This is a genomic window from Pseudarthrobacter oxydans, from assembly GCF_013314975.1.
GTDB lineage: Bacteria > Actinomycetota > Actinomycetes > Actinomycetales > Micrococcaceae > Arthrobacter > Arthrobacter oxydans.
In genome coordinates this window covers 40,068-60,293 of sequence record NZ_JABTYH010000024.1, presented here as the reverse complement: position 1 = coordinate 60,293, position 20,226 = coordinate 40,068, and the positions used below count along the sequence as shown (strand labels likewise).

Below are 20,226 nucleotides of genomic sequence, written 5' to 3'. Positions count from 1 at the left end.
GTTTGGCTGCCGGCCGGGGCCGGAAAGTCTGGGCCGGAAAAGTGCGGGCCGGAAGGTCTGGGTCAGCGGCTGGAGAAGGCGGCGTCGAAAGCGGCCGCCGGCGGGGCGATGCGGGCGAGTTCCTTGACCATGGCCAGCGCCTGCGGTGCGCCGATGAGCCGGTCCATGCCGGCGTCCTCCCACTCGATGCTGGTGGGCCCGGTGTAGCCGATGGCGTTCAGGGTACGGAAGATCCGGTTCCACTGGACGTCCCCGTGCCCGGCGGTGACGAAGTCCCAGCCGCGCCGGGGGTCCGCCCAGGCCAGGTGGGAGCCCAGGCGCCCGTTGCGGCCATCGAGCTGGCGGACTGATTCCTTGACGTGCACGTGCAGGATGTGGTCCGCGAAGTCCTGGAGGAACATCACCGGATCCAGGTCCTGCCAGATGAAGTGGGACGGGTCGAAGTTCAGGCCGAAGCCCTTGCGGTGCCCGATCGCCTCCAGGGTGCGCTTGGCGGTCCAGTAGTCGTAGGCGATCTCGGAGGGGTGGACCTCCAGGGCGAAACGGACGCCCACCTCGTCGAAGACATCCAGGATGGGGTTCCAGCGGTCCGCGAAGTCCTGGTAGCCGGCGTCGATCATTGCCTCGGAGGCGGGCGGGAACATGGCCACCGCCTTCCAGATGGACGAGCCGGTAAAGCCTGTTACGGTCTTGACGCCCAGGCGCGCGGCGGCCCGTGCTGTGTCCTTCATGGACTCCGCGGCCCGGCGGCGCACACCTTCGGGGTCCCCGTCGCCCCAGATCTCCGCGGACAGGATGCCCTGGTGGCGTTCGTCGATGGGGTCATCGCACACGGCCTGGCCGGTGAGGTGGTTGGCGATGGCGAAGACCTTCAGGTGGTTCTTCTCCAGGATGTCCAGCCTGCCCTGGAGGTAGTTGTCGTCCTCCGCGGCCCGGCGGGGGTCCAGGTGGTCGCCCCAGCAGGCGATCTCGAGCCCGTCGAAGCCCCACTCGCCGGCGAGCCGGGCCACCTCCTCGAACGGCAGGTCGGCCCACTGGCCGGTAAAGAGTGTGATGGGTCGTGTCATGGCTGCTTCTTCTCCTGTTCCCGTGTTCACGGTCCTAGACCTTCTGCCACTGGCTGGAATTGGCGGCGCTGGCCTCCACGGCGGCCAGGACCCGCTGGACCTGCAGGGCGTCCGCGAAGGACGGCTCCGGCTGGCGGCCCTCACCGATTGCGGTGACCAGGTCCACCACCTGGTGGGTGAAACCGTGCTCGTAGCCCAGGCCGTGGCCGGTGGGCCACCAGTTGCCGACGTACGGGTGCTCGGGTTCGGTAACGAAGATTTTCCGGAAGCCGGCGTCCGGGGATTCCGCCGCATCGTAGAAGGACAGGACGTTCATGTCCTCGAAATCGAAGGCGAGGGAGCCCTTGGTGCCGTTCAGTTCCAAACGCATGGCGTTCTTCCGGCCCAGCGCGTACCGCGTGGCCTCAAAGACGCCGATCGCGCCTGCGGAGGCACCGCCGTCGAACTTTGCGCTGAAGATGGCGGCGTCATCCACGGTGACCTTCCCGCGGGGCGCATCCCCGCTGAGGTCGCCGTGGCCGCCCAGGCCCACGAGGTCCCCGGCCAGCGGGCGTTCCGGGACAAACGTTTCGAGCAGTGCCGAAACGCCGGTGATGCTCTGCCCGGCCACCCACTGGGCGGCGTCGATGCTGTGCGCACCGATGTCGCCGAGGGACCCGGACCCTGACTTGCTCTTGTCCAGCCGCCAGGTCATGGGGGCGTTGGCGTCGGAGAGCCAGTCCTGCAGGTACTGCGCCCGGATGTGGCGGATCTCGCCCAGCCGGCCCTGCTCCACGAACCGCTTGGCCAGCGCCAGTGCCGGGGTGCGGCGGTAGCTGAAGCCGCACATGGACATGACTCCCTGCTTGGCGGCGGTCTCGGCAGCGAGGGTCATCCGCTCGGCTTCCTCCACCGAGTTCGCCAGCGGCTTCTCGCACAGCACGTGCTTGCCTGCCTCGAGGGCTGCGATGGCGATCTCGGCGTGGGTGTCGCCGGGTGTGCAGATATCGATCAGGTCGATGTCGTCCCGGTCGACCAGGCGGCGCCAGTCCGTCTCCACCGAGTCCCACCCCAGCTTGTCCGCGGCTGCCCTGGCGGCATCGGCATTCCGGCCCGCGACGGCGGTCAGCTGCGGCTGCAACGGCAGGTCGAAAAACCGTGGTGCGGTGCGCCAGGCGTGGGAGTGTGCTGCGCCCATGAAGGCGTAACCCACCATGCCGACGCGAAGGGGCTGTGCGGAGGTCATGTGTCTGTCCTTTCGTGAAGTTCCAGGGTGTTACTTGCTGAAGCCGGCGGTGAGGCCGCTGAGCAGCTGCCGGCGGCCCACGACGTAAAGGACCAGGATGGGCAGGGTGCTGAGCACCACCGAGGCAAGCACGGCCGGGATGTTGACGCTGTATTCGCCCTGGAAGGTCCACAACGCCAGGGGCAGGACGCGCAGGCCCGGGCTCTGGGTGAGGACCAGCGGGAGCAGGAAGCCGTTCCAGACATGCAGGCCGTTGTAGATGGCGACCGTCACGATGGCGGGGCGGGTCAGCGGCAGGGCAAGCCGCCACATGGTCTGCCACTCGCTGCAGCCGTCCAGCCGCATCGATTCGAACAGTTCATTGGGTACGTCGCGGATGAAGTTGGACAGGATGAGTACGGTCAGCGGGATGGCAAAGGCGATGGAGGGAAGCATGAGTGCCAGCAGGCTGTCGTAGAGGTTCAGCCGGATGATCATCAGGTAGATCGGGATGATCGTGGCCTGCAGTGGAATGGCCAGTCCCATCAGGAACATGCCGTTGACCAGCTTCAGGAACCTGCCCTTGCCCCGGACGATCGCGAAGGCGGCCATGAAGGAGATCAGGACCGTGGGGATGACGGCACCGAGGGTGACGATGGTGCTGTTCATGAAGTACTGCGCGAAATCCGCCTCGAGGACCATCTGGTAGTTTTCCAGCGTCGGGGAGGTGGGAAGCGCCAGCGGATTCTGGCCGAAGTACCCTTCCTGGGTCTTCAGGCTGGTGATCACCACGTAGTACACCGGGATGATGATGATGGCCAGCCAGATCCAGCCGCCGACGCCAGCCGGGACGTTCAGCTTCCGCATCCGGGATCCCAGTCCCCGCTTTGGGGCGGCGGCGTCGGCCCGGGGGCCGGCGGGAACTTCCTCGGTGCTGCTTTTCAGGACTGTGCTCACCCTACATACCTTCCAATTGGCTGCCCTGCTTGTCCTTGCCTCCAAGGCGCTGGAGGAACAGGGCGAGTGCAAGGCCGATGAGTACGAGAATGACGGCGATGACGCTGGCAGGGCCCATGAGGTTGGCCCGGAAGCCCCGCAGGTACATGTCCAGGGCCAGGATCCGGGTGGAGTTGCCCGGGCCGCCGCCGGTGAGGACGAAGATCAGGTCGAAGTACGTCAGCGACCCCACCACCATCAGGGTGGAGGAGGTGATGATGGTGTACTTCAGCTGGGGGAGGGTGATGTGGAAGAACTGCTTGATCGTTCCCGCCCCGTCGATTTCCGCCGCTTCATAGAGCGACCTGGGAATCTGCCGCACACCGCCCTGGTAGATGAGCGTGTGGAACGGCACGAACTGCCAGGCGATCACAAAGATGACCAGCCCAAGGGCCAGGTGGGGGACACCCAGCCAGTCCTGCGCCAGGAAGGGGAGTCCCAGCCCGGTGGCCAGGCCGAAGTTCGGGTCCAGCAGGGCTTTGAAGGCGATGGCGACCGCTGCCGATGAAAGCAGCAGCGGCAGGAAGTACAGCACGGCCAGGGCAGCCCGGTAGCGCTGGCTTCCCGCGGTGAAGACACCCAAGAGGAGGCTGATGGGCGTCTGGACCAGCCAGGAGGCGATCATGATCAGGAAGGTCAGCCCCAGGGCGTTGTACAGCCCGGGGTCCGCGAGCACGGAGAACCAGTTGCCCAGCCCTGCCGACCCGATGGCGCCGATGCCGTCCCAGCTGGCGAAGCTCAGGACGAGGACACCGGCCAGCGGCACCACGGCGAACGCCAGGAAGAAGAACAGTGCGGGCACTGTCAGCCAGGCGAGGGCAGTGTTGCGTTGTCCGCTGTGGCCCGGGTCGCCCTTGGGGCGGGCGGCCCGGGCGGCCGGCTTACGGGTGGTGGAGGCGGCGTTACTCATTTGCCCAGGGTTGCATTCATGTTCTCGGCGAACTGCTGCGGGGTGATCGACTTCAGGAACAGCTGGTCGATGTTGTTCAGCAGGGCTTCGGCCGCGGTGGGGCTGAGGGCCTGGTCCCACGACTGCTGGAAGTTGGGGGCGTTCTTGGCCAGGTCGTAGACAAAGTTCAGGAAGTCCTTGTCTTCGGAGGTGTTGAGCTTGTCCTCGATGCCGTTGACGATCGGGACGGAGCCGGAATTGATGTAGGTATCGATGACCGTCTCGGTCAGGATGCCTTCCTTGAAGAACTTCTTCGCCGTCTCCTTTTCCGCGTCGGGGGCCTTGGAGGAGATCGACATGTACTGGGCGGGGTTTCCCACGCCGTTCTTCGGATCGCCCTTGCCGCCGGCAACGGTTGGGAACTGGACAAACCCCAGCTTCCCGTCCTGGACGAAGTTCTGGCCGCCCTTTTTCATGGCGCCGTAGGTCCAGGAGCCGTGCAGCATCATGGCTGCCTTGCCCGTGAACAGCAGGGCCTGGTCCGCATTGGAGTCTGCGGCGATGGAGGAGAAGCCCTTGATGAACCCATCCGCAGAGACGAGTTCCTGGATCTTCGTTCCGGTCTCGATGACGGCGGGATCCATCCAGGAGTTGGGCTTGCCTTCGAAGATGGCGGTGAAGACCTCGGCGCCGCCGATGCGGTCCAGGAGGTATTCCAGCCACATCATGGAGGTCCAGCGGGACTGTCCGCCGAGGGAGAAGGGCGCAACGCCCATGTCGTTGAAGGTCTTGACCAGGGACATGACGTCATCCCAGGTCTTGGGCGGCTGGGCGCCGGCCTTTTCGAACAGTTCCTTGTTGTAGAAGAGGACGATCGGGGCAACGTACTGGTTGGGCAGTGCGTAGATCTTTCCGTCGACCGTGGCTGCACCGAACGAGGCCGGGAAGAACTTGTCCTTCAGGTCCGGGTTCTCGTCGAACCAGCCGGTCAGGTCATCCACCTGGTTGGCCTCGGCGTAGGTCTTCAGGGTGCCGCCGCCCCAGCCGTAGATGATGGTGGGTGCCTGGCCGGCGCCGATGGCTGTCTTGATCTTGGTCTTGTAGGCGTCGTTCTGGAAGTAGGTGACGGCGAGCTTGTCGTCAGGGTTTGCCGCGGTGAAGGCGTCCACGGCCTTCTGCATGGTGGTCTGGTTGGGCTCGCCGGAGAGGTACCACATGCTGGCGCCCCCGCCGCTGCTGGAGGAACCCGGTCCCGATGTCCCGCAGGCAGTGGCCGTCATGGCGGCGAAGGGGGTGAGGGCAGCAAGGGCGAGGAATGAGCGGCGGGAGGTCTGGGATTGCTTCATTGCTTCTCCATCTGAAATTGCTTCGTTGCAAATGTTTGGGGCGTGAGCTCCACCAGCAGTTTCGAAATATTTCGAATGCGTGATTTAGGTCACGGTCTAAACTAAAGGTCCGGAGTGGCAAAGGTCAAGGCCTAATTTATTGGCCTCATGACGGAGGTATCTTCCGGCCCCTTGACCGCGCCAGCACAAATCTGAACAATGAGTCAACGAAACTTTTCGAAAGGTCTCACCAGATGGCAACGAAGATCCCGGAACGGGCCAAGCCGACGCTTGCCTCCGTTGCCCAGCAGGCCGGAGTTTCCGCGCCCACCGTTTCGAAGGTGGTGAACGGCCGCGAGGATGTGTCTCCGGAAACCAGGGCCCGCGTGCTGGCCGTGCTGGAGCAGGCCGGGTACCAGTCCCCGCTGCAGCGCCGTTCCGCAGGGGAGACCGGCACGGTGGTGGAGGTGGTCATCGATGTCCTCGATTCCGCGTACACCATCCAGGTGCTTAACGGAGTGCTGCAGTCCGCGGCAGATGCCGACGTGGAGATCATGGTCAGCGTCACCGGGCCGGCGGGCCAGGGCAGGCGCAGCCCCGAGGGCCGCGCGCAGCGCATGGTGGACGAGGGCAGGGCCGGAATGATTGTGGTGACCTCAGCCTTCAGCGAGACGCAACTGCACCCTTTCCGGCGCCGCCAGATTCCCGTCGTCGTGATTGACCCGCTGAACCCGCCCTCCGCTGACGTGGTCAGCATCGGGGCCACCAACTGGGCCGGCGGCAAGGCGGCCACGGAGCACCTGCTGGAGCTGGGGCACCGTCGCATCGCGTACATCGGCGGCATAGAGAAGGCCGAGTGCAACCAGGCGCGGCTGCACGGCTACATGGCCGCGCTCATGGCCAACGGCGTACCGGTGGACCCGCAGTACATCTTCTCCGGCGGCAGGTTCCGGCGGGAGGGCGGCGTTAGGGGCTTGCAGGCGCTGCTCCAGCTGGACAAGCTTCCGACGGCGATCTTCGCCGCCAGCGACACCATCGCCCTGGGCATACTGGGGGAAGCGGGCCGGCACGGTATCCGGGTTCCCGAGGACCTGAGCCTTATCGGTTTTGACGGGACGAACCAGGGCGAGGAGTCGGTGCCGTCGTTGAGTTCCGTAGCCCAGCCGCTGGAGGAAATGGGGCGGGCAGCGCTCCGGTCCGTGCTGCGGCAGGCGCGGGGGGAGGTCCTGGATTCGCACCGCGTTGAACTGGCCACCCACCTGATCGTCCGGGATTCCACGGCACCGCCTGCGGCCTGAGGCCGGCAGGCGCCCACGGCAGCGCAGGCTCCGGCCTGGACCGGCAGCGCCGCGGACCGCGCCTTAGCCCCGGCGCGTGTAGCTGATGTCGGTCGTGCCCAGGGGTGCCGAATGCAGGGTCACGTAGCTGCCCTGTGCTGTGTTCCCGGTGCGCGTGCCGCTGCCGGAAATCGATATGTAGCCTGCCTCGGTGCGGCGGAAGTCGGCCAGGTGGCCGGCCAGGGTGACATAGCTGCCGCCCCGGGGTGTCCCGATGACGGCGGACGGGGCTGCTTCGATGGTCACTGGGCGTTCGAGGATCTGGGTCATGGTGTTCTCCTGATGCGTGAGGATTGGGCGGCTGCCATCCGGGTCCCTGCCGTTCCCATGTGCGTCAGTCCTGCAGGTGTCCGCAGGGGGGCGGTGGGGGTGGGGTTCGATGCAGCGCGGGGAGCTGGCGCGTTGGCGCTCGGGGAACTGTTCACCCGCATACAGCCCGGACAGGGCTTCGATGGCCTGCCATCAACGTTACGGCTTATTTTGAGTGCATCAAAATAAGGTGGCGGAACTCACGGGACAGTCTGCAGGCAACGGCAGGCTGCCCGCAGACCTGGACTCCCTACTTCTTGGTGAGCCGGTACCGCTCGATCTGCCGCAGCCGCCGCATCAGGCTGTCGCGCCGCGGATGCGGGACGGCGTCGGACGCTTCCGCGGTGAGGTCGATGTGTTTGGTGCCGTACTGCCACAGCAGCAGGTCGTCGAGCAGCCTGTCGGGGCCGGGGGAATAGCGGTGGTCCAGGGCTTTCCGGACTTCGGTGATGCGGTTGGCGCTGAGCAGGCCGGCCAGCTGCATGGTCTGGTTGAGGCCGTGCGCGGCCAGGAGTTCGGCGGCCCAGCCCCAGTCGTCATCCACCTTGCGGTCCACGTGGGGCAGCAGCGTCCGCCAGACGTCCCGGATGCGGTTGGGCGTCAGCGGCGCGGCGCCCTCGCCGTCGGCGTCCCAAAAACTGCGGACTTCCTCATAGCGCTCATGCAGGTCCGCGAAGGCTGTCTCCACCGTCTCCAGCATGGCGGCGGTGGCGGTGAACTGCCGGTCGAAGTGCGGGGTCCAGGCGCGCGGGTCCTCGGCCTTGAACCGGATGTCGTGCTCGATCTCGCTCCACGCGTGGGCAAAAATCGTCCGGATCTGGCACTCAAAGAAGTAGCTGCCGTTGGGCACGGCGTCCGGGTTGAAAACCTGCTGGTACTCCTTCACGGCCTCGTTCTGGATGGTCCGCAGGATCAGGTGCCGGCTGGAATATCCGTAGGTGCCGGATTCGATGGAGCCGATGTCCTTTTCCCGGTCCCCGCGGCAGTCGAAGAGCTGGCGCTGGTGCTTGATGATGTTGGCCACCACCGCATTCTCGGCCGGGAGCTTGGTGATCACCCGGATCCCCACCATGTCATTGAGCGTCCGGAACGGGTCCGGGAACTTCAGGACGGGCGGCCCGCCCGGTTCCAGCGGTTCCTCGATCCGTGAAATCTTCTCCTTGAATGACTCCACCGTTTTGGTGCGCCCGGTGACGAACAGCGGGGTGACCTCGGAGTCCTTCAGCATGTCCCGCAGGGTCAGCAGGACATCCCGGGTGACCAGTTTCAGGGCAGGGCGGACGCGCTCGTAGATCTCCACGTTCTGCTCCACGGATTCGCGCAGGCTCGCGTCCAGGCTGTCCCAATGACTCGGCATGGTTCCAGCTTACGGCCGGGTACTGACAGAACGGTGGCGCCGGGCGCCCTCAGCGTTCCGCTGCGGCCGTGGATCCGCGCACCACCAGAGAACTCTCCAGCGTGACCCCGGACTGTTCGAGCACCCCGCCTTCCATGAGGCGGCGCAGCTGCTCTCCGGCCTTCAGTCCCAGGGGGGTGGCGGGCAGGTGGACGCTGGTGAGCCCGGGATTGCTCGTGGCCGAATAGGGGAGGTCGTCGAAGCCGGCCACCGCCAGCTCCTCCGGAATACGCACGCCGGCCACGCGGGCCTCCTGCAGCACACCGTAGGCGTGCGTGTCCGTGCCGCAGACGACGGCGGTCACCCCCTTCCGCTGCCACCCCGGCCAGGCGGCGGCGAAGGCTGAAGCCGCCGTGCCGACGTCGATGGTGGTGCTGATTATGCGGTCCGCCCCAACGGTGATGCCGCGGGCGGCCGCCTCCTCCAGGAAGGCTTTCCGGCGGAGCGCAAAGGTTTCCGTGCCCGTGACGCTGTCCACGTACGCCGCCTCGCGGTGCCCCGCGTCTGCCAGGTGCGCCGCCAGTTCCCGCGCACCGCTTGCCACGTCCAGGTTCACCGACGGCGCGTAGGCCTCCAGCCCGGGCGCGTCCAGCAGCACAACGGGCGACGGCGACGCGAGGTCCTCGAGGAAGCCTGCGCTGGGTGCGTCCACCAGGAGCCCTGCCGGGCGCAGGGACATGAGCCGCCGGACGTCGTCGGCCCGGGGGGACTCGCCGGCCTCCGTCACGGACAGCAGCAGCTGGTACCGCGGGCCCAGGGACTCCCGCACCCCGGCGATCACCTTGGCGAAGAAGGGGTTGGAGATGTCCGGCGCCACCAGGATCACGATCGAGCTCACCCCCTTGGCCAGCGAACTGCCGATGCCGTCCACCACGTAGCCAAGCTCGGCGATTGCCTCCCGGACCCTGGAAATGTTGTCCTCGGAGACCCGGCCGGCGGTCTTGCCGTTGGCCACCAGCGAGACGGTGGCCGTGGAGACCCCTGCCCTGGCGGCCACCATCGCCGCCGTGATCCGCCGCGAACGCGCGGGCTGCTGCAGCTGTTCCGCGGATTCCATACCTCGATCGTAGTAGGCAGCAGGCGGGCTGCGGGTTACTGTGCCTGCCGGTCGATGCGGGTCAGGGCGATCTTGGCGCCGGAGGGGTCGGCGACAATGGCAACCCAGTGGCCGGGTGCGCTCTCGACGGGATGGAGGAGCACCTTTCCGCCCAAGCGGACGGCGCTTTCGAGCGCCGCGCCCAGGTCTGCAGGCTCGAAGTAGGGCAGGATGTCGCCGGGCTCAAGAACTTCAATGACGGGCGGGAAGCCGCGCAACAGGTCAGGAAATCCGCCGTCAATGTTGCCGGCGCGGAACCTGCTGTGGACTCCGGTGGTGGTCTCGAAGCCAAGGACACCCTCATAGAACGCTGCGGAGCGGGACGGGTCGAGCGACGCAATGTCCAGGAAGCCAAGTGGAAGCATGGCAGTGAGCCTACAAAGCCACGCATGGCGTGGCAATCACGCCCCGCGGAGGGGGCCGCCGGACAGCAAAATGGGCGCTCTCCGGCACCCCGAAAAATGCAGGTCATACAGGCCTTCCGGACCGGGGGCTCTGGTGGGACGATGCCCGTATGAGCGATACCAGCCATGCAACCGCGCGGGACCTTGGCCCCCGCCAGCACGCCCACGTTGCGCCGACCACCCAGGAGATCCGGACCATTGGGCAGCGCCGGCGGGAGGCAGAGGAGAAGCTTGAACAGCACCTCCAGGAGGCCCGCCAGAGGTACGAACAGCACGAGGCCCAGGCACACCCGGCCGCCGGGCAGCCCAAGGAGAAGCGCCACTAACCCGGCCCCGTCCACGCGCAACACCATCCAGCTCCCCTCCGCGCAGGCGCTGGCATCAAGCGCTTGACCTGCGTTTACGTCAAGCGTTTGACGTGTGCCCCACAACACTGCCATGATCTCTCCTGAACGCTTCAGCTCCCCGCGCAACAAGTGATACACCTGGCGCGGGCCCCAACGACGTGGAGATCATCGTGGAACCCACTGCCCCTTCCCTTGACCGGCAATCCTCCGGCCGCAAAAAGATCATTCTTGACTGCGACCCCGGGCATGACGACGCTGTGGCGTTGCTGCTCGCCCACGGCAACCCGGACATCGACCTGCTGGCCGTCACAACGGTCGTGGGAAACCAGACCCTGGAAAAGGTCACCCGCAACGCCCTGGCCGTCGGCACCATCGCCGGCATCACCGGTGTCCCCTTCGCCGCCGGCTGCGGACGCCCCCTGGTGAGGAGCATCGAAACCGCCCCGGACATCCATGGGGACAGCGGCATGGACGGCCCGGAACTTCCGCCGTCGGACATCGACCTGGACCCCCGCCACGCGGTGGACCTCATTATCGATACCGTCATGGCGCACGAGCCCGGCACCGTCACCCTGGTGCCCACCGCCGGCCTGACCAACATCGCCCTCGCCGCCCGGAAGGAACCGCGCATCGTGGAGCGCGTGAAGGAAGTTGTCCTCATGGGCGGCGGCTACCACGTGGGCAACTGGAGCGCCGTGGCCGAGTTCAACATCATCATCGACCCCGAGGCCGCGCACATCGTCTTCAACGAAAAGTGGCCGGTGGTGATGGTGGGCCTGGACCTGACCCACCAGGCGCTCGCCACCCCGGACGTCGTGCAAAAGATTGCCGCGATCGGCACCAGGCCCACAAAGTTCGTCACCGAACTCATGGATTTCTTCGCCCACACCTACAAGGACGCCCAGGGCTTCGACCACCCGCCGGTGCACGACCCCTGCGCCGTGGCCTACGTGATCGACCCCAGCATCGTCACCACCCGCAAGGTGCCGGTGGACATTGAGCTGCAGGGCACGCTGACGCTCGGCATGACGGTGGCGGACTTCCGCGCCCCCGCGCCGGCGGACTGCCACACCAGCGTCGCCGTGGACCTGGACCACGAAAAGTTCTGGAACCTGGTCACCGACGCGCTGGAACGCATCGGTGATCCGCTCACCGGTGACGCCCGCACACAGTACACGGCCGACCTCGTCCGCGACGCAAGTGACTCCCTCACCGCCGGAGGGGTCAAGTAAATGACCGCCACCGTCCTCGAAACCCGGACCGCCAAGGGCAACGTCACCGCCCTGATGGTCGCCCTGCTGGCAGCCTGCGTGGCCTTCCAGCTCAACGCCTCCATGCTCAGTCCCGCTCTGGTGACCATGGGCGAGGAGCTCAACACGGACCAGGCCGTCATCGGCCTCTCGCAGACATGGTTCTTCACCGCGGCCGCCCTGTTCTCCCTGTTCCTGCCCCGCCTGAGCGACATCGTGGGCCGCAAGAAGATCCTCGTGGGCATGATGCTCCTGATGGCCGTGGGGTCCGTCATCGCAGCCCTCGCCCCGGACGTCACCTGGCTCTTCGTGGGCCGCATCATCCAGGGCGTCAGCGGCCCCACCGTTCCGCTCTGCCTCATCATGCTGCGCTCCGCGGTCAGCAACCCGCGGAAATACGGCACCCTCATGGGCCTGATCACGGCCGTCAACGGCGGCGTGGCCGGTGTGGACTCCTTTGTGGGCGGCTACTTCGCCGAGCACTTCGGCTTCCGCAGCATCTTCTGGCTCATGGTGGTGCTGGCCCTGGCTGCCACCGCGCTGATCGCTTTCCTGGCCGGTGAAAGCAAGCCGGCCGCCGGCACCCGGATGGACTGGCTGGGCGTGTTCTTCATCGTGGTCGCCGTGGGCGCGCTGCTTACCGCCCTGAACGAAGGCGCCAAGCTGGTGGGCGCCTTCTCCTCCGGCACCCTGATGCTGAGCCTGGCGCTGGTGCTGGTATCCGCCGCCGCGTTCTACCTGTTCTGGCGGACCGAAAAGCGGGCCAGCCAGCCAATGGTGGAAACCGTGCACCTGCGCCAGCGCTCCACCTGGGCGCCGCTGCTCACCACCACGCTGACCATGACCGGCATCTTCGCCGTCATCAACGGCATAGTGCCCGCCTACGTCCAGGCCGCCGACCCCGGTTTCGGCATCGGACCCACCGAGATGTCGCTCATCATTCTCACTCCCTATGCACTGCTCGGCTGGGCGGTGGGACCCCTCAGCGGCAGGCTCGCACCGGTCGTCGGGTACACCAGGGTGCTGCGCATCGGCCTTCTGGGCAGCATCGCGGCGCTGGCCATCATCGCGTTCTTCGGCCTGAACAGCCTGCCGCTGATGATCGCCGGCACGGTGTTGCTGGGCATCATGTACGCCGGTACGGTCAACATCATGCTCAACGGACTCGGTGTTGTCCTTTCACCCGCCGGCAACCCGGGCTTCCTGCCGGGCATGAACGCGGGTGCCTTCAACCTGGGCGCAGGCCTCAGCTTCCTGGTGCTGCCCGCCGTCCTGGTGGCGACGGCGTCCCTCGGCGATGCGAAGGCGTCCTACCTGACCGTCGTGGTGGTCGGCCTCGCGCTCACCATCGCAGCGTTCGCCGCCTCGCTCCTGATCCCCAAGCCGGTTGAAGCCGAGGTGGCGGAGTGAACGCCGCCGTCGAAAAGGCAGGCCGGATCGTCGTCGTCGGCTCCCTGAATGCCGACCTCACCATCTACTGCGAACGCCTTCCGCTCCCCGGCGAGACGGTGCACGGCAACGGATTCGCTGTGAACCCGGGCGGGAAGAGCGCCAACCAGGCGGTTGCCGCGAGCCGGCTGGGCGGGAGCGTCAGCCTGGTGGGCGCGGTGGGGGAGGACCCGAACGGCGCCATGCTGCTGTCCTCCGCCGCTCGCGCCGGGGTGGACGTCGGGCACGTCCGCGCAGCGTCCGAGCCCACGGGCGTGGCGGTCATCGCGGTGGATGCCGGCGGCGAGAACAACATCATCATCTCGGCCGGCGCCAACGGCACCCTGTCCCCGGCGGACGTGGCGGAGGCCTCGGACGTCCTGGAGCAGGCCGCCGTCGTCTGCCTTTGCCTGGAGGTGGGCATGGAGACGGTGCTCGCCGCGGCAAAGGCAGGGCACGACGCCGGCGCAACAGTTTTGCTCAATCTCTCGCCGTACGGCGAGGTACCGGAGGAGCTGACAGCCCTCACCGAGGTCCTGCTGGTCAACGCGCATGAGGCCGCGCTGTTCCTGGGCGACGGTGCCGCCACCCCGGACCCCGGTGCTGCTGATTCCGAGTGGGACAGGGTACGCCGGCGGTTTGCGGAGCGGGGGATCCGGCAGGTGCTGGTGACCCTCGGTTCGCAGGGCTCAGTGGTGCTGGACTCGGCTGCGCCCGAGGGTTCCCGGGTGGTCCGGATTGCGCCCACGACGGTCAAGGCCGTGGATACCACCGGGGCGGGTGACGCCTTCACCGGTGCCGTTGCCGTAAGGCTGGCCGCCGGGGACGCGCTCGCCGGAGCGGCTGCCTACGCGTCCGTGGCAGCCGCCCTGGCCACCACACGGAAGGGAACGCAGGCTGCGTACCCGGAGGCGGCGGATGTCGCCCGTCTGCTGAGGGTTTAGGGACATACGCCAGGCGCCGCCGTCGTGCGCGACGCCAGGAAACACGAAGAGGGTGGGGGAGGTCGCTGCGGCCTCCCCCACCCTCTCCCGCTGTGCAGCCAATCTTCTACTGAGACGGCCGGTGCGACACTGGGACGGGCATCAGTGCGGAATTAGGCCGATGGGGTGCTTGTCGGCAGGTATGGGCGGTAAGCGGGAAGGTTTCCGCCGACTACTGGTGTGTCCAGCTTTGTGCTCTCGGATCCTACAGAGATGGTGACCGGCACTCTCGACCCGGGGATCTCGCTGACGGAGGAAAAGAAGTGTGGGTTGGTGTCGAGTCCGAAATCGGATTGGCCCTCCACTCGGATAGTGACGCTGTCATCCTCGTCAGAAAAGGTGACTTCTACCGGTCCATCAGAGCTGTTGAACAGTGTCCCCAGGAGCCGGCCGGTTTCGTTTTTCTCGAAGGCAACAAGCAGCAGGCTCCGTACCTCGATGTCCCCCAGATCAGTGTCGGCCCCGTTTGCGATGGCATACCAGTCCTCCTCCGGCGCCGCAGTACATCCGGGCAGGCTCAGGAGGGCCAGGGCTGCGAGAAACGCCGTGAGGACGTGTCTCTGAGATCGAGGGCCTGTTCTCATGTCTTGTCCTGACTGGTCTTTCAAGCGCGGCTGGGTCTGTTGAGGTACTGCCTGCTGCTTTACGGGTCCTTCAGATTTGCACCATATCCGGTTGCGGGCAAGGCGAATTCGTCAGCCTGCTTGCGTCCCTCGGTACACGGGGGCAAAGGCCGGGTTTTCGTTTGCGCGACCGCATACAGTAGCCGTCCTTGCCGCTGGAGTCGACAAAAAAGCCACAATGGATATTCCAACGAGTCGTGCTCGTACGGGTGGCGCCACCGCACGAGGAGCTGATCCGCGTGTTTGAAGGGATCCGTGCAGTGGAGGGTAACAATAGGGTCAAAACAGTCGCGCCGCCGGTTGCGTATCGGCTACAGGCGTTGTTTTGGGTTATGCGTCCCGCCTGCCATCAGCGCAGCCGTCCCATCAGCGTGAGCGCACCCTTGACCAACCTGGTGTACCGCTGGTTGGTCATGCCGGGCGGAGGCCCCACGGGAACCAGCCGCTGCTGGGCCACTGTTTGGGCTTCCGTGTACTTGAGGATGCCTTCCTTCCCGTGGCGCCGCCCCACGCCGGAATCCTTCATGCCGCCCATGGGGGCGTCGTGGGACGCCCACGCAGCGGAGTAGCCGTCGTTAATGTTGACCGTCCCGGCAAGCAGGCGTCGCCCCGCGTCCCGGCCGTGCCGCGCGGACCAGACGCTGGCGTTGAGTCCATAGTGGGAGTCGTTGGCCAGGGCCACAGCTTCGTCGTTGTCCTCCACCTGGTAGACCGCCACCACGGGCCCGAACGTCTCCTCCCGCGCAACCACCATCTCCCCGGTGACGCCGGTGAGGATGGTGGGCTCGTAGAAGTACGGGCCGAGGTCCGGCCGGGGCCGCCCGCCGGTGATCACGCGGGCGCCCTTCGCCCGGGCGTCCTCCACATGCGTGCTGACCCGGTCCAGCTGCCGTTGGCCCGTGAGCGAGCCCATGTCGATGTCCCAGCCCGGCCCGGACCCCAAACGGATCGCTTCCACATGGGCAGTGAAAGTTGCCAGGAAGTCCTCGAAGACGGCGCGGTGGACGTAGATGCGTTCCATGCTGATGCACAGCTGGCCGGAGTTGGAGAAGCAGCCCTGCGCGGCACCCCTGGCCGCCTTGTCGAGGTCCGCGTCGGCGAGGACCAGCGTGGCGTTCTTTCCGCCCAGCTCACCCGAGAAGCCGATCAGCCGTTCGGCGCACTGCTGTGCCACGATCCTCCCGGTCTCGGAGGAGCCCGTGAACATGAGGAAGTCCACGCCGCTGATCAGCGCAGGGCCCAGCGTCGGCCCGTCCCCGGTCACGATCTGGAACAGGTCCCGCGGAAGCCCGGCCTCCCGCAGCAGTTCCAGGGCAAGCAGTGCCGTGAAAGGGGTCTGGGAATCAGGCTTGAGGACGCAGGCGTTGCCGGCCAGCAGGGCGGGGATGGCATCCGAGACGGCGAGGGTCAGCGGGTAGTTCCACGGGCTGATGATGCCCACCACGCCTTTGGGGATCCGGTACTCCGCCGTCCGGGTCAGGCCCGGAGCCGCCCCGGTGCGGCGGGCCGGGCGGAGGAAGCGTCCGGCCGTGCGCCGGTAATAGGCGGCGGTCAGGGCGGCGTCCGCGAGCTCCTCGAAGGCATTGAGCCGCGACTTGCCGCTCTCCGCCTGGACCAGGTCCAGGATCTCCGCCTCCCGCTGGAGCAGCAGCGCATGGAACCGCCCGACGACGGCGCGGCGCTCGCGGAGGGGAACGGCGGCCCACTCGCGCTGGGCTGCCCGGGCACTTTCGACGGCGGCCGCCACGTCATCCGGCGTGCAGACGGGGACGGCGCCCACCAGGCTGCCGTCCAGCGGGGAATGGGAGTCCTGGGTCGGCCGGCCCGGTCCGCAGGTCACCAGGTCCGGCAGGTGGAAAAGGTCGCCAGGCGCTCCAAGCTTGTGGCCGGTTCCTGCCGGCGTGGTCCCCGGCTCGGCGGTGCTGGTCATTGTGGTCCCCTTTGGCGGCAATGTAATTTCCGAGCCTAGCCGCAGAAGGGCCTGTGGATCCGGCGGCACCCGTGAATTCAGGCGCCGGGAGGCCGGTACTTGATCTCACCTGCTTTCTGCAGGGCTTCCATGGTGTCCTCCACGCTCATCAGCACCGTGGTTTCAAACGTGCTCAGCGCGCCGCCTCCGCTGATGGCCAGTGCCACCGCTGCCATGGAGACGTTGTCCGGGGCTTCCCACAGGTTGTAGCCGTCATGGCTGCCGAAGGCATACCAGAATCCGTGCAGCTTTCCGCCCACCGATTCGATGTACGCCTGCGCGGCTTTCCGCCGGTCTTCGGGGTTGTTGATCAGCCGGCCCCAGGTCTCCGGTGTGTAGCTGAACCTTGACAAATACAGAGGCATTTTTCCTGTCCTTCCGTGTCCTGCCCGGGTGATCCACCCAGAATGGCAGCGCGCGGACCGAACGGCAACGGCCATGGAATTTGCTGCACGGTACGCTCGGCACATGGTGCAGCGGCATAGGCATTACTACGGTGAAGACCCAAGCCAGTGGGGCGAGCTCTTCCTCCCTGAGGTGCCCGACGGCGGTACCCACCGCGGTGTGGTGGTGGTGATCCACGGGGGCTACTGGCGGTCAAAGTACGGGGCGGAGCTGGGGGAGCCGCTGGCTGGGGACCTCGCCGCGCACGGAGTGGCGGCCTGGAATTTGGAGTACCGCCGGGCAGGGAACGGCGGCGGCTGGCCGCAAACGTTCCAGGACATCCTGGCGGGCATCGACAAACTGCAGGAGCTGGCCGGTCCCCATGCCCTGGACCTGGCCAGGGTGGTGGCGCTGGGACACTCCGCCGGCGGACACCTCGCGGTGTGGGCGGCGGGCCGCGACCGGCTGCCCCACTTGGGGCTGGAAGCCGAGCACCGCGAGGTGAACGTGAAGGACGGCGGCGTCCGCCTCACCGGGGTGGTGAGCCAGTCCGGCGTCCTCGACCTGGCGGAAGCGGAAAAGCTGAACCTCAGCGATGATGCCGTGGCCAATTTCCTTGGCGGGCCGTCGTCGGAATTCCCCGGCCGGTACCGGTACGCAGACCCCATGGCCGCGCTCCCGCTGGATGTTCCCGTCTTCGCCGTCCACGCCACGGAGGACGAGGACGTGCCGTTGGCCATGTCAACCTCCTACGTGGAGGCGGGCAAGTCCGGACCAGTGCCTGCGCGGCTGGTCACGGTGCCCGGGGACCACTATGCGCTGATCGAGCCAGGGTCCCAGGCCTACAGAAAGTGCCGCGGACTTGTGCAGGAGCTGCTGCGGTGAGGCGCTCAGCGTGCCGAGCCCGCAGCTGTCCTGAAGTACAGTGACGGCCATGGACATTCCCTGGTCGCAAGGTGCCTGGACCCACCCGCCCGTTTCCACCGTCGAGCAAGGCACGGATCTGATGGTCACCGCCAAGGAAGGCAGCGACGCCTGGCGAACCACCTCGTACGGCTTTATCCACGACAGTGAGCACGCCCTCCTGGCACCTTTTCCGCCGGATTCCGCGATGGAAGTGGAATTTACCGCTGACTTTTCCGAGCAGTTCGACCAGGCGGGGATCTTCGTGCGCATTTCTGCCGGGCAGTGGGTCAAGGCCGGCGTCGAGTTTGCCGACGGCTCCTGCCAGCTCGGGGCGGTGGTCACCGACGGCGTGTCCGACTGGTCCCTGGCTCCCGTTCCGGCCTGGCGCGGAAGCCGGGTGCTCGTCCGGATCAGCCGTACCGGTGACGCGCTCACCATCCGGGCACAGGCAGCCGGCGGACCCCTGCAGCTGGTCCGGCTGGTCCCGCTCGATCCCGCTGCGGATGCCCACGCCGGGCCTTTCGTGTGTGCCCCCACCAGGGCGGGGCTGACCGTGCCTTTCCATGCCTGGAGGACCACGGAACCCGACGGCGCCCTGCACTGACCGCGCCTGCCGGCCCGGACGTCGTCACGGACCGCCGTTGGCTGCCCTCTTTCTGGCAGAGTATGACCATGCTCACTGTTATTGGCGAAGGCCTTGTTGACGTTGTCCAGCGCGCCTCGGGAATTGAAGCCCACGTGGGCGGCAGCCCGCTGAACGTGGCGGTGGGCCTGGCCCGCCTTGACCACCCGGTGCAGTTCATCGGCCGGTACGGCCGCGACGCCTACGGCGATTCCGTCGCGGCGCACCTGCGCGCCAGCTCCGTCATGGTTCCAATGGGCCCCGATGACCTGCCCACCAGCGTGGCCACCGCCCTGATTGACGACGACGGCGCCGCCACCTACACGTTCGACCTCACCTGGGAGCTTCCCGGCATCGCCGACCGTCTCGCCTTTATGCTGCAGGGCACCACCCTGCTGCACACCGGCTCCATCGCCACCATGCTGGCGCCCGGTGCAACGGACGTGCTGGCCGCCGTCGAATACGCCCACCCGCACGCCACCATCAGCTTCGACCCCAACTGCCGGCCAAGCATCATCACCGATGTGGACTACGCGCGCCGGCACACGGAAAAGTTTGTGACCCTGGCGGACGTGGTCAAGGCCTCCGATGAGGACCTTGCCTGGCTGTACCCGGACATGGACGTGCTGGATGCCGCACGGCGCTGGTTGTCGCTGGGCGGATCCGAGGGCCCCGCGATGGTGGTGGTCACCCGCGGCGCCGAAGGACCGTGGGGAGTGGGCCATGCCGGTGAAGCCAAAGTGCCGGCACCCCGGGTTGAGGTGGCGGACACCGTGGGGGCAGGGGACTCATTCATGGCGGCACTGCTCTCCGGCCTGGTGGACCGCGGCCTGGACGGCGCGCAGAACCGGAAGGACCTGCGGGAACTGCCGGCCGAGGGCCTGGCCGAGCTCCTGGCGCATGCTGCCCGGGCCGCAGCGGTGACGGTTTCCCGGCCCGGCGCCAACCCGCCCACGCGGGCTGAACTGGATGCGGTTCTCTAGGGAGTGATCAGTCCGGTCGCCGCCCGTGACCCGGAAGTTGCACGGACGTACACTCGTGATGACAGCGAGCCGTGCAGCGACTCAAACAACCCCAGGAGGACTGTTATGGGCAATGTAACAACGAGTCCCGAGGCGGCGGCCGCCGCGCAGACCCTGTTCCGGGTCGCTCTGGGAGGAGTGCTTGTCGCTCACGGAACCCAGAAACTATTCGGCTGGTTTGGCGGGGGAGGCGTTGAAGGCACCAGCAAGGGCATGCACGCCATGGGATTCCGACCCGCGAAACCCAGCGCCGTCCTGGCTGGTGTAGGTGAAGCAGGAGCTGGGTTTGCCCTGGCGCTGGGGCTGGGCACCCCAGCTGCCGGCGCAGCTGCGGCAACCACGATGGGCGTCGCGGCCAGTGTCCACGCACCGAACGGTTTTTTCGCCACCGAGGGCGGTCTGGAGTACCCAGCCGTGCTGGGCCTGGCAGCAGCAGCGTTCACGATCGGCGGCTCCGGGCCCTATTCCCTGGATGCCCTCACCGGTCATGTCCTGGACCGGCCGTGGATGCGGATCACTGCCTTGGCTGTGATCCCCACAGCCATCGCCATCCAGATTTCCCGCCGGCGCAAGGCCTTGGCTGGCGACGCTGCGGCTCCGGCGGCGGGTGCCGCCCCGGAGGAAGGCTGAACCTGGCCGCCGCCGGAAGTGGTTCCCGCGGCGGGCGGG

21 protein-coding genes are annotated in these 20,226 nt (G+C 67.0%); 9 read left to right on the top strand and 12 right to left on the bottom strand.

Annotation, left to right across the window (positions count from 1 at the left end):
- Nucleotides 1-62: 62 nt before the first annotated feature.
- Genes HTS88_RS15225 through HTS88_RS15205 form a run of 5 tightly spaced genes read right to left on the bottom strand, consistent with a single transcriptional unit; the run spans nucleotide 63 to nucleotide 5,502 of the window.
- On the bottom strand, nucleotides 63-1,067 hold the full coding sequence (locus HTS88_RS15225; RefSeq protein ID WP_174179790.1) for a sugar phosphate isomerase/epimerase family protein: 1,005 nt from the start codon (nucleotides 1,065-1,067) through the stop codon (nucleotides 63-65).
- Between the two features lie 34 nt (nucleotides 1,068-1,101).
- Entirely contained in the window at nucleotides 1,102-2,292 is a 1,191-nt protein-coding gene (locus HTS88_RS15220; RefSeq protein WP_174179788.1) for a Gfo/Idh/MocA family protein, read from the bottom strand.
- Nucleotides 2,293-2,322: 30 nt separating this feature from the next.
- Entirely contained in the window at nucleotides 2,323-3,228 is a 906-nt protein-coding gene (locus HTS88_RS15215) for an ABC transporter permease subunit (RefSeq protein ID WP_174179786.1), read from the bottom strand.
- Between the two features lies 1 nt (nucleotide 3,229).
- Nucleotides 3,230-4,177 (bottom strand): carbohydrate ABC transporter permease, encoded by a 948-nt coding sequence (locus HTS88_RS15210; protein WP_174179784.1) that lies wholly within the window; start codon nucleotides 4,175-4,177, stop codon nucleotides 3,230-3,232.
- Nucleotides 4,174-5,502 carry an extracellular solute-binding protein gene (locus tag HTS88_RS15205; protein WP_174179782.1) on the bottom strand — a complete coding sequence of 443 codons (1,329 nt, stop codon included), beginning with the start codon at nucleotides 5,500-5,502 and terminating at the stop codon, nucleotides 4,174-4,176. Before HTS88_RS15205 ends, HTS88_RS15210 begins: the two co-directional genes overlap by 4 nt.
- 233 nt (nucleotides 5,503-5,735) lie before the next feature.
- Between HTS88_RS15205 and HTS88_RS15200 the strand changes: the two genes are divergently transcribed.
- Nucleotides 5,736-6,779, top strand: coding sequence for a LacI family DNA-binding transcriptional regulator (locus HTS88_RS15200; protein ID WP_174179773.1), 1,044 nt, complete (start codon nucleotides 5,736-5,738; stop codon nucleotides 6,777-6,779).
- Nucleotides 6,780-6,842: 63 nt separating this feature from the next.
- Here HTS88_RS15200 and HTS88_RS15195 read toward each other — a convergent pair whose 3' ends face one another.
- The 4 genes from HTS88_RS15195 to HTS88_RS15180 all read right to left on the bottom strand — a co-directional run bounded on the left by HTS88_RS15195 (nucleotide 6,843) and on the right by HTS88_RS15180 (nucleotide 9,984).
- The gene (locus HTS88_RS15195) at nucleotides 6,843-7,088 is read right to left on the bottom strand and encodes a hypothetical protein (RefSeq protein ID WP_174179771.1); all 246 of its coding nucleotides are present in this window, start codon (nucleotides 7,086-7,088) and stop codon (nucleotides 6,843-6,845) included.
- A 289-nt stretch (nucleotides 7,089-7,377) separates the two neighbouring features.
- Nucleotides 7,378-8,484, bottom strand: coding sequence for a GTP pyrophosphokinase (locus HTS88_RS15190; RefSeq protein WP_174179769.1), 1,107 nt, complete (start codon nucleotides 8,482-8,484; stop codon nucleotides 7,378-7,380).
- Between the two features lie 49 nt (nucleotides 8,485-8,533).
- Nucleotides 8,534-9,580: a LacI family DNA-binding transcriptional regulator gene (locus HTS88_RS15185; RefSeq protein WP_174179767.1), complete on the bottom strand. Its 1,047-nt coding sequence runs from the start codon at nucleotides 9,578-9,580 to the stop codon at nucleotides 8,534-8,536.
- 35 nt (nucleotides 9,581-9,615) lie between these two features.
- The gene (locus tag HTS88_RS15180) at nucleotides 9,616-9,984 is read right to left on the bottom strand and encodes a VOC family protein (RefSeq protein WP_174179765.1); all 369 of its coding nucleotides are present in this window, start codon (nucleotides 9,982-9,984) and stop codon (nucleotides 9,616-9,618) included.
- 149 nt (nucleotides 9,985-10,133) lie between these two features.
- Here HTS88_RS15180 and HTS88_RS15175 point away from each other — a divergent pair, with 149 nt between their 5' ends.
- From HTS88_RS15175 to HTS88_RS15160, 4 genes are all read left to right on the top strand, one after another.
- Complete coding sequence (locus HTS88_RS15175) at nucleotides 10,134-10,349, top strand: hypothetical protein (protein ID WP_174179763.1); 216 nt, start codon at nucleotides 10,134-10,136, stop codon at nucleotides 10,347-10,349.
- A gap of 191 nt (nucleotides 10,350-10,540) precedes the next feature.
- Nucleotides 10,541-11,602 carry a uridine-preferring nucleoside hydrolase UriH gene (gene uriH / locus HTS88_RS15170; RefSeq protein WP_174179761.1) on the top strand — a complete coding sequence of 354 codons (1,062 nt, stop codon included), beginning with the start codon at nucleotides 10,541-10,543 and terminating at the stop codon, nucleotides 11,600-11,602.
- Nucleotides 11,603-13,030: a uridine transporter UriT gene (uriT, locus tag HTS88_RS15165; RefSeq protein WP_174179758.1), complete on the top strand. Its 1,428-nt coding sequence runs from the start codon at nucleotides 11,603-11,605 to the stop codon at nucleotides 13,028-13,030.
- On the top strand, nucleotides 13,027-13,992 hold the full coding sequence (locus HTS88_RS15160; protein ID WP_174179756.1) for a PfkB family carbohydrate kinase: 966 nt from the start codon (nucleotides 13,027-13,029) through the stop codon (nucleotides 13,990-13,992). Before uriT ends, HTS88_RS15160 begins: the two co-directional genes overlap by 4 nt.
- Before the next feature lie 152 nt (nucleotides 13,993-14,144).
- Here the strand turns inward: HTS88_RS15160 and HTS88_RS15155 are convergent, their stop codons facing one another.
- The 3 genes from HTS88_RS15155 to HTS88_RS15145 form a co-directional block, all read right to left on the bottom strand.
- Nucleotides 14,145-14,615 (bottom strand): hypothetical protein, encoded by a 471-nt coding sequence (locus HTS88_RS15155; RefSeq protein WP_174179754.1) that lies wholly within the window; start codon nucleotides 14,613-14,615, stop codon nucleotides 14,145-14,147.
- A 388-nt stretch (nucleotides 14,616-15,003) separates the two neighbouring features.
- Nucleotides 15,004-16,584, bottom strand: coding sequence for a succinic semialdehyde dehydrogenase (locus HTS88_RS15150; RefSeq protein WP_174179752.1), 1,581 nt, complete (start codon nucleotides 16,582-16,584; stop codon nucleotides 15,004-15,006).
- Between the two features lie 77 nt (nucleotides 16,585-16,661).
- Complete coding sequence (locus HTS88_RS15145; protein ID WP_174179750.1) at nucleotides 16,662-16,988, bottom strand: GYD domain-containing protein; 327 nt, start codon at nucleotides 16,986-16,988, stop codon at nucleotides 16,662-16,664.
- A gap of 103 nt (nucleotides 16,989-17,091) precedes the next feature.
- Between HTS88_RS15145 and HTS88_RS15140 the strand changes: the two genes are divergently transcribed.
- The 4 genes from HTS88_RS15140 (at nucleotide 17,092) to HTS88_RS15125 (ending at nucleotide 20,187) form a co-directional block, all read left to right on the top strand.
- Nucleotides 17,092-17,892 (top strand): alpha/beta hydrolase, encoded by an 801-nt coding sequence (locus tag HTS88_RS15140; RefSeq protein WP_174179748.1) that lies wholly within the window; start codon nucleotides 17,092-17,094, stop codon nucleotides 17,890-17,892.
- Between the two features lie 49 nt (nucleotides 17,893-17,941).
- Nucleotides 17,942-18,517: a DUF1349 domain-containing protein gene (locus HTS88_RS15135; protein WP_174179739.1), complete on the top strand. Its 576-nt coding sequence runs from the start codon at nucleotides 17,942-17,944 to the stop codon at nucleotides 18,515-18,517.
- Between the two features lie 41 nt (nucleotides 18,518-18,558).
- Complete coding sequence (locus HTS88_RS15130) at nucleotides 18,559-19,518, top strand: carbohydrate kinase family protein (protein WP_281359070.1); 960 nt, start codon at nucleotides 18,559-18,561, stop codon at nucleotides 19,516-19,518.
- A gap of 105 nt (nucleotides 19,519-19,623) precedes the next feature.
- Entirely contained in the window at nucleotides 19,624-20,187 is a 564-nt protein-coding gene (locus HTS88_RS15125; RefSeq protein WP_174179735.1) for a DoxX family protein, read from the top strand.
- The last annotated feature ends 39 nt before the right edge of the window (nucleotides 20,188-20,226 follow it).

Bases quoted from the DNA above. Each gene is read 5' to 3' on its own strand.
- HTS88_RS15225 (WP_174179790.1), bottom strand. From the start codon at position 1,067: ATGACACGACCCATCACACTCTTTACCGGCCAGTGGGCCGACCTGCCG.
- HTS88_RS15220 (WP_174179788.1), bottom strand. From the start codon at position 2,292: ATGACCTCCGCACAGCCCCTTCGCGTCGGCATGGTGGGTTACGCCTTC.
- HTS88_RS15210 (WP_174179784.1), bottom strand. From the start codon at position 4,177: ATGAGTAACGCCGCCTCCACCACCCGTAAGCCGGCCGCCCGGGCCGCC.
- HTS88_RS15205 (WP_174179782.1), bottom strand. From the start codon at position 5,502: ATGAAGCAATCCCAGACCTCCCGCCGCTCATTCCTCGCCCTTGCTGCC.
- HTS88_RS15200 (WP_174179773.1), top strand. From the start codon at position 5,736: ATGGCAACGAAGATCCCGGAACGGGCCAAGCCGACGCTTGCCTCCGTT.
- HTS88_RS15195 (WP_174179771.1), bottom strand. From the start codon at position 7,088: ATGACCCAGATCCTCGAACGCCCAGTGACCATCGAAGCAGCCCCGTCC.
- HTS88_RS15190 (WP_174179769.1), bottom strand. From the start codon at position 8,484: ATGCCGAGTCATTGGGACAGCCTGGACGCGAGCCTGCGCGAATCCGTG.
- HTS88_RS15185 (WP_174179767.1), bottom strand. From the start codon at position 9,580: ATGGAATCCGCGGAACAGCTGCAGCAGCCCGCGCGTTCGCGGCGGATC.
- HTS88_RS15180 (WP_174179765.1), bottom strand. From the start codon at position 9,984: ATGCTTCCACTTGGCTTCCTGGACATTGCGTCGCTCGACCCGTCCCGC.
- HTS88_RS15175 (WP_174179763.1), top strand. From the start codon at position 10,134: ATGAGCGATACCAGCCATGCAACCGCGCGGGACCTTGGCCCCCGCCAG.
- uriT (WP_174179758.1), top strand. From the start codon at position 11,603: ATGACCGCCACCGTCCTCGAAACCCGGACCGCCAAGGGCAACGTCACC.
- HTS88_RS15155 (WP_174179754.1), bottom strand. From the start codon at position 14,615: ATGAGAACAGGCCCTCGATCTCAGAGACACGTCCTCACGGCGTTTCTC.
- HTS88_RS15150 (WP_174179752.1), bottom strand. From the start codon at position 16,584: ATGACCAGCACCGCCGAGCCGGGGACCACGCCGGCAGGAACCGGCCAC.
- HTS88_RS15145 (WP_174179750.1), bottom strand. From the start codon at position 16,988: ATGCCTCTGTATTTGTCAAGGTTCAGCTACACACCGGAGACCTGGGGC.
- HTS88_RS15140 (WP_174179748.1), top strand. From the start codon at position 17,092: ATGGTGCAGCGGCATAGGCATTACTACGGTGAAGACCCAAGCCAGTGG.
- HTS88_RS15135 (WP_174179739.1), top strand. From the start codon at position 17,942: ATGGACATTCCCTGGTCGCAAGGTGCCTGGACCCACCCGCCCGTTTCC.
- HTS88_RS15125 (WP_174179735.1), top strand. From the start codon at position 19,624: ATGGGCAATGTAACAACGAGTCCCGAGGCGGCGGCCGCCGCGCAGACC.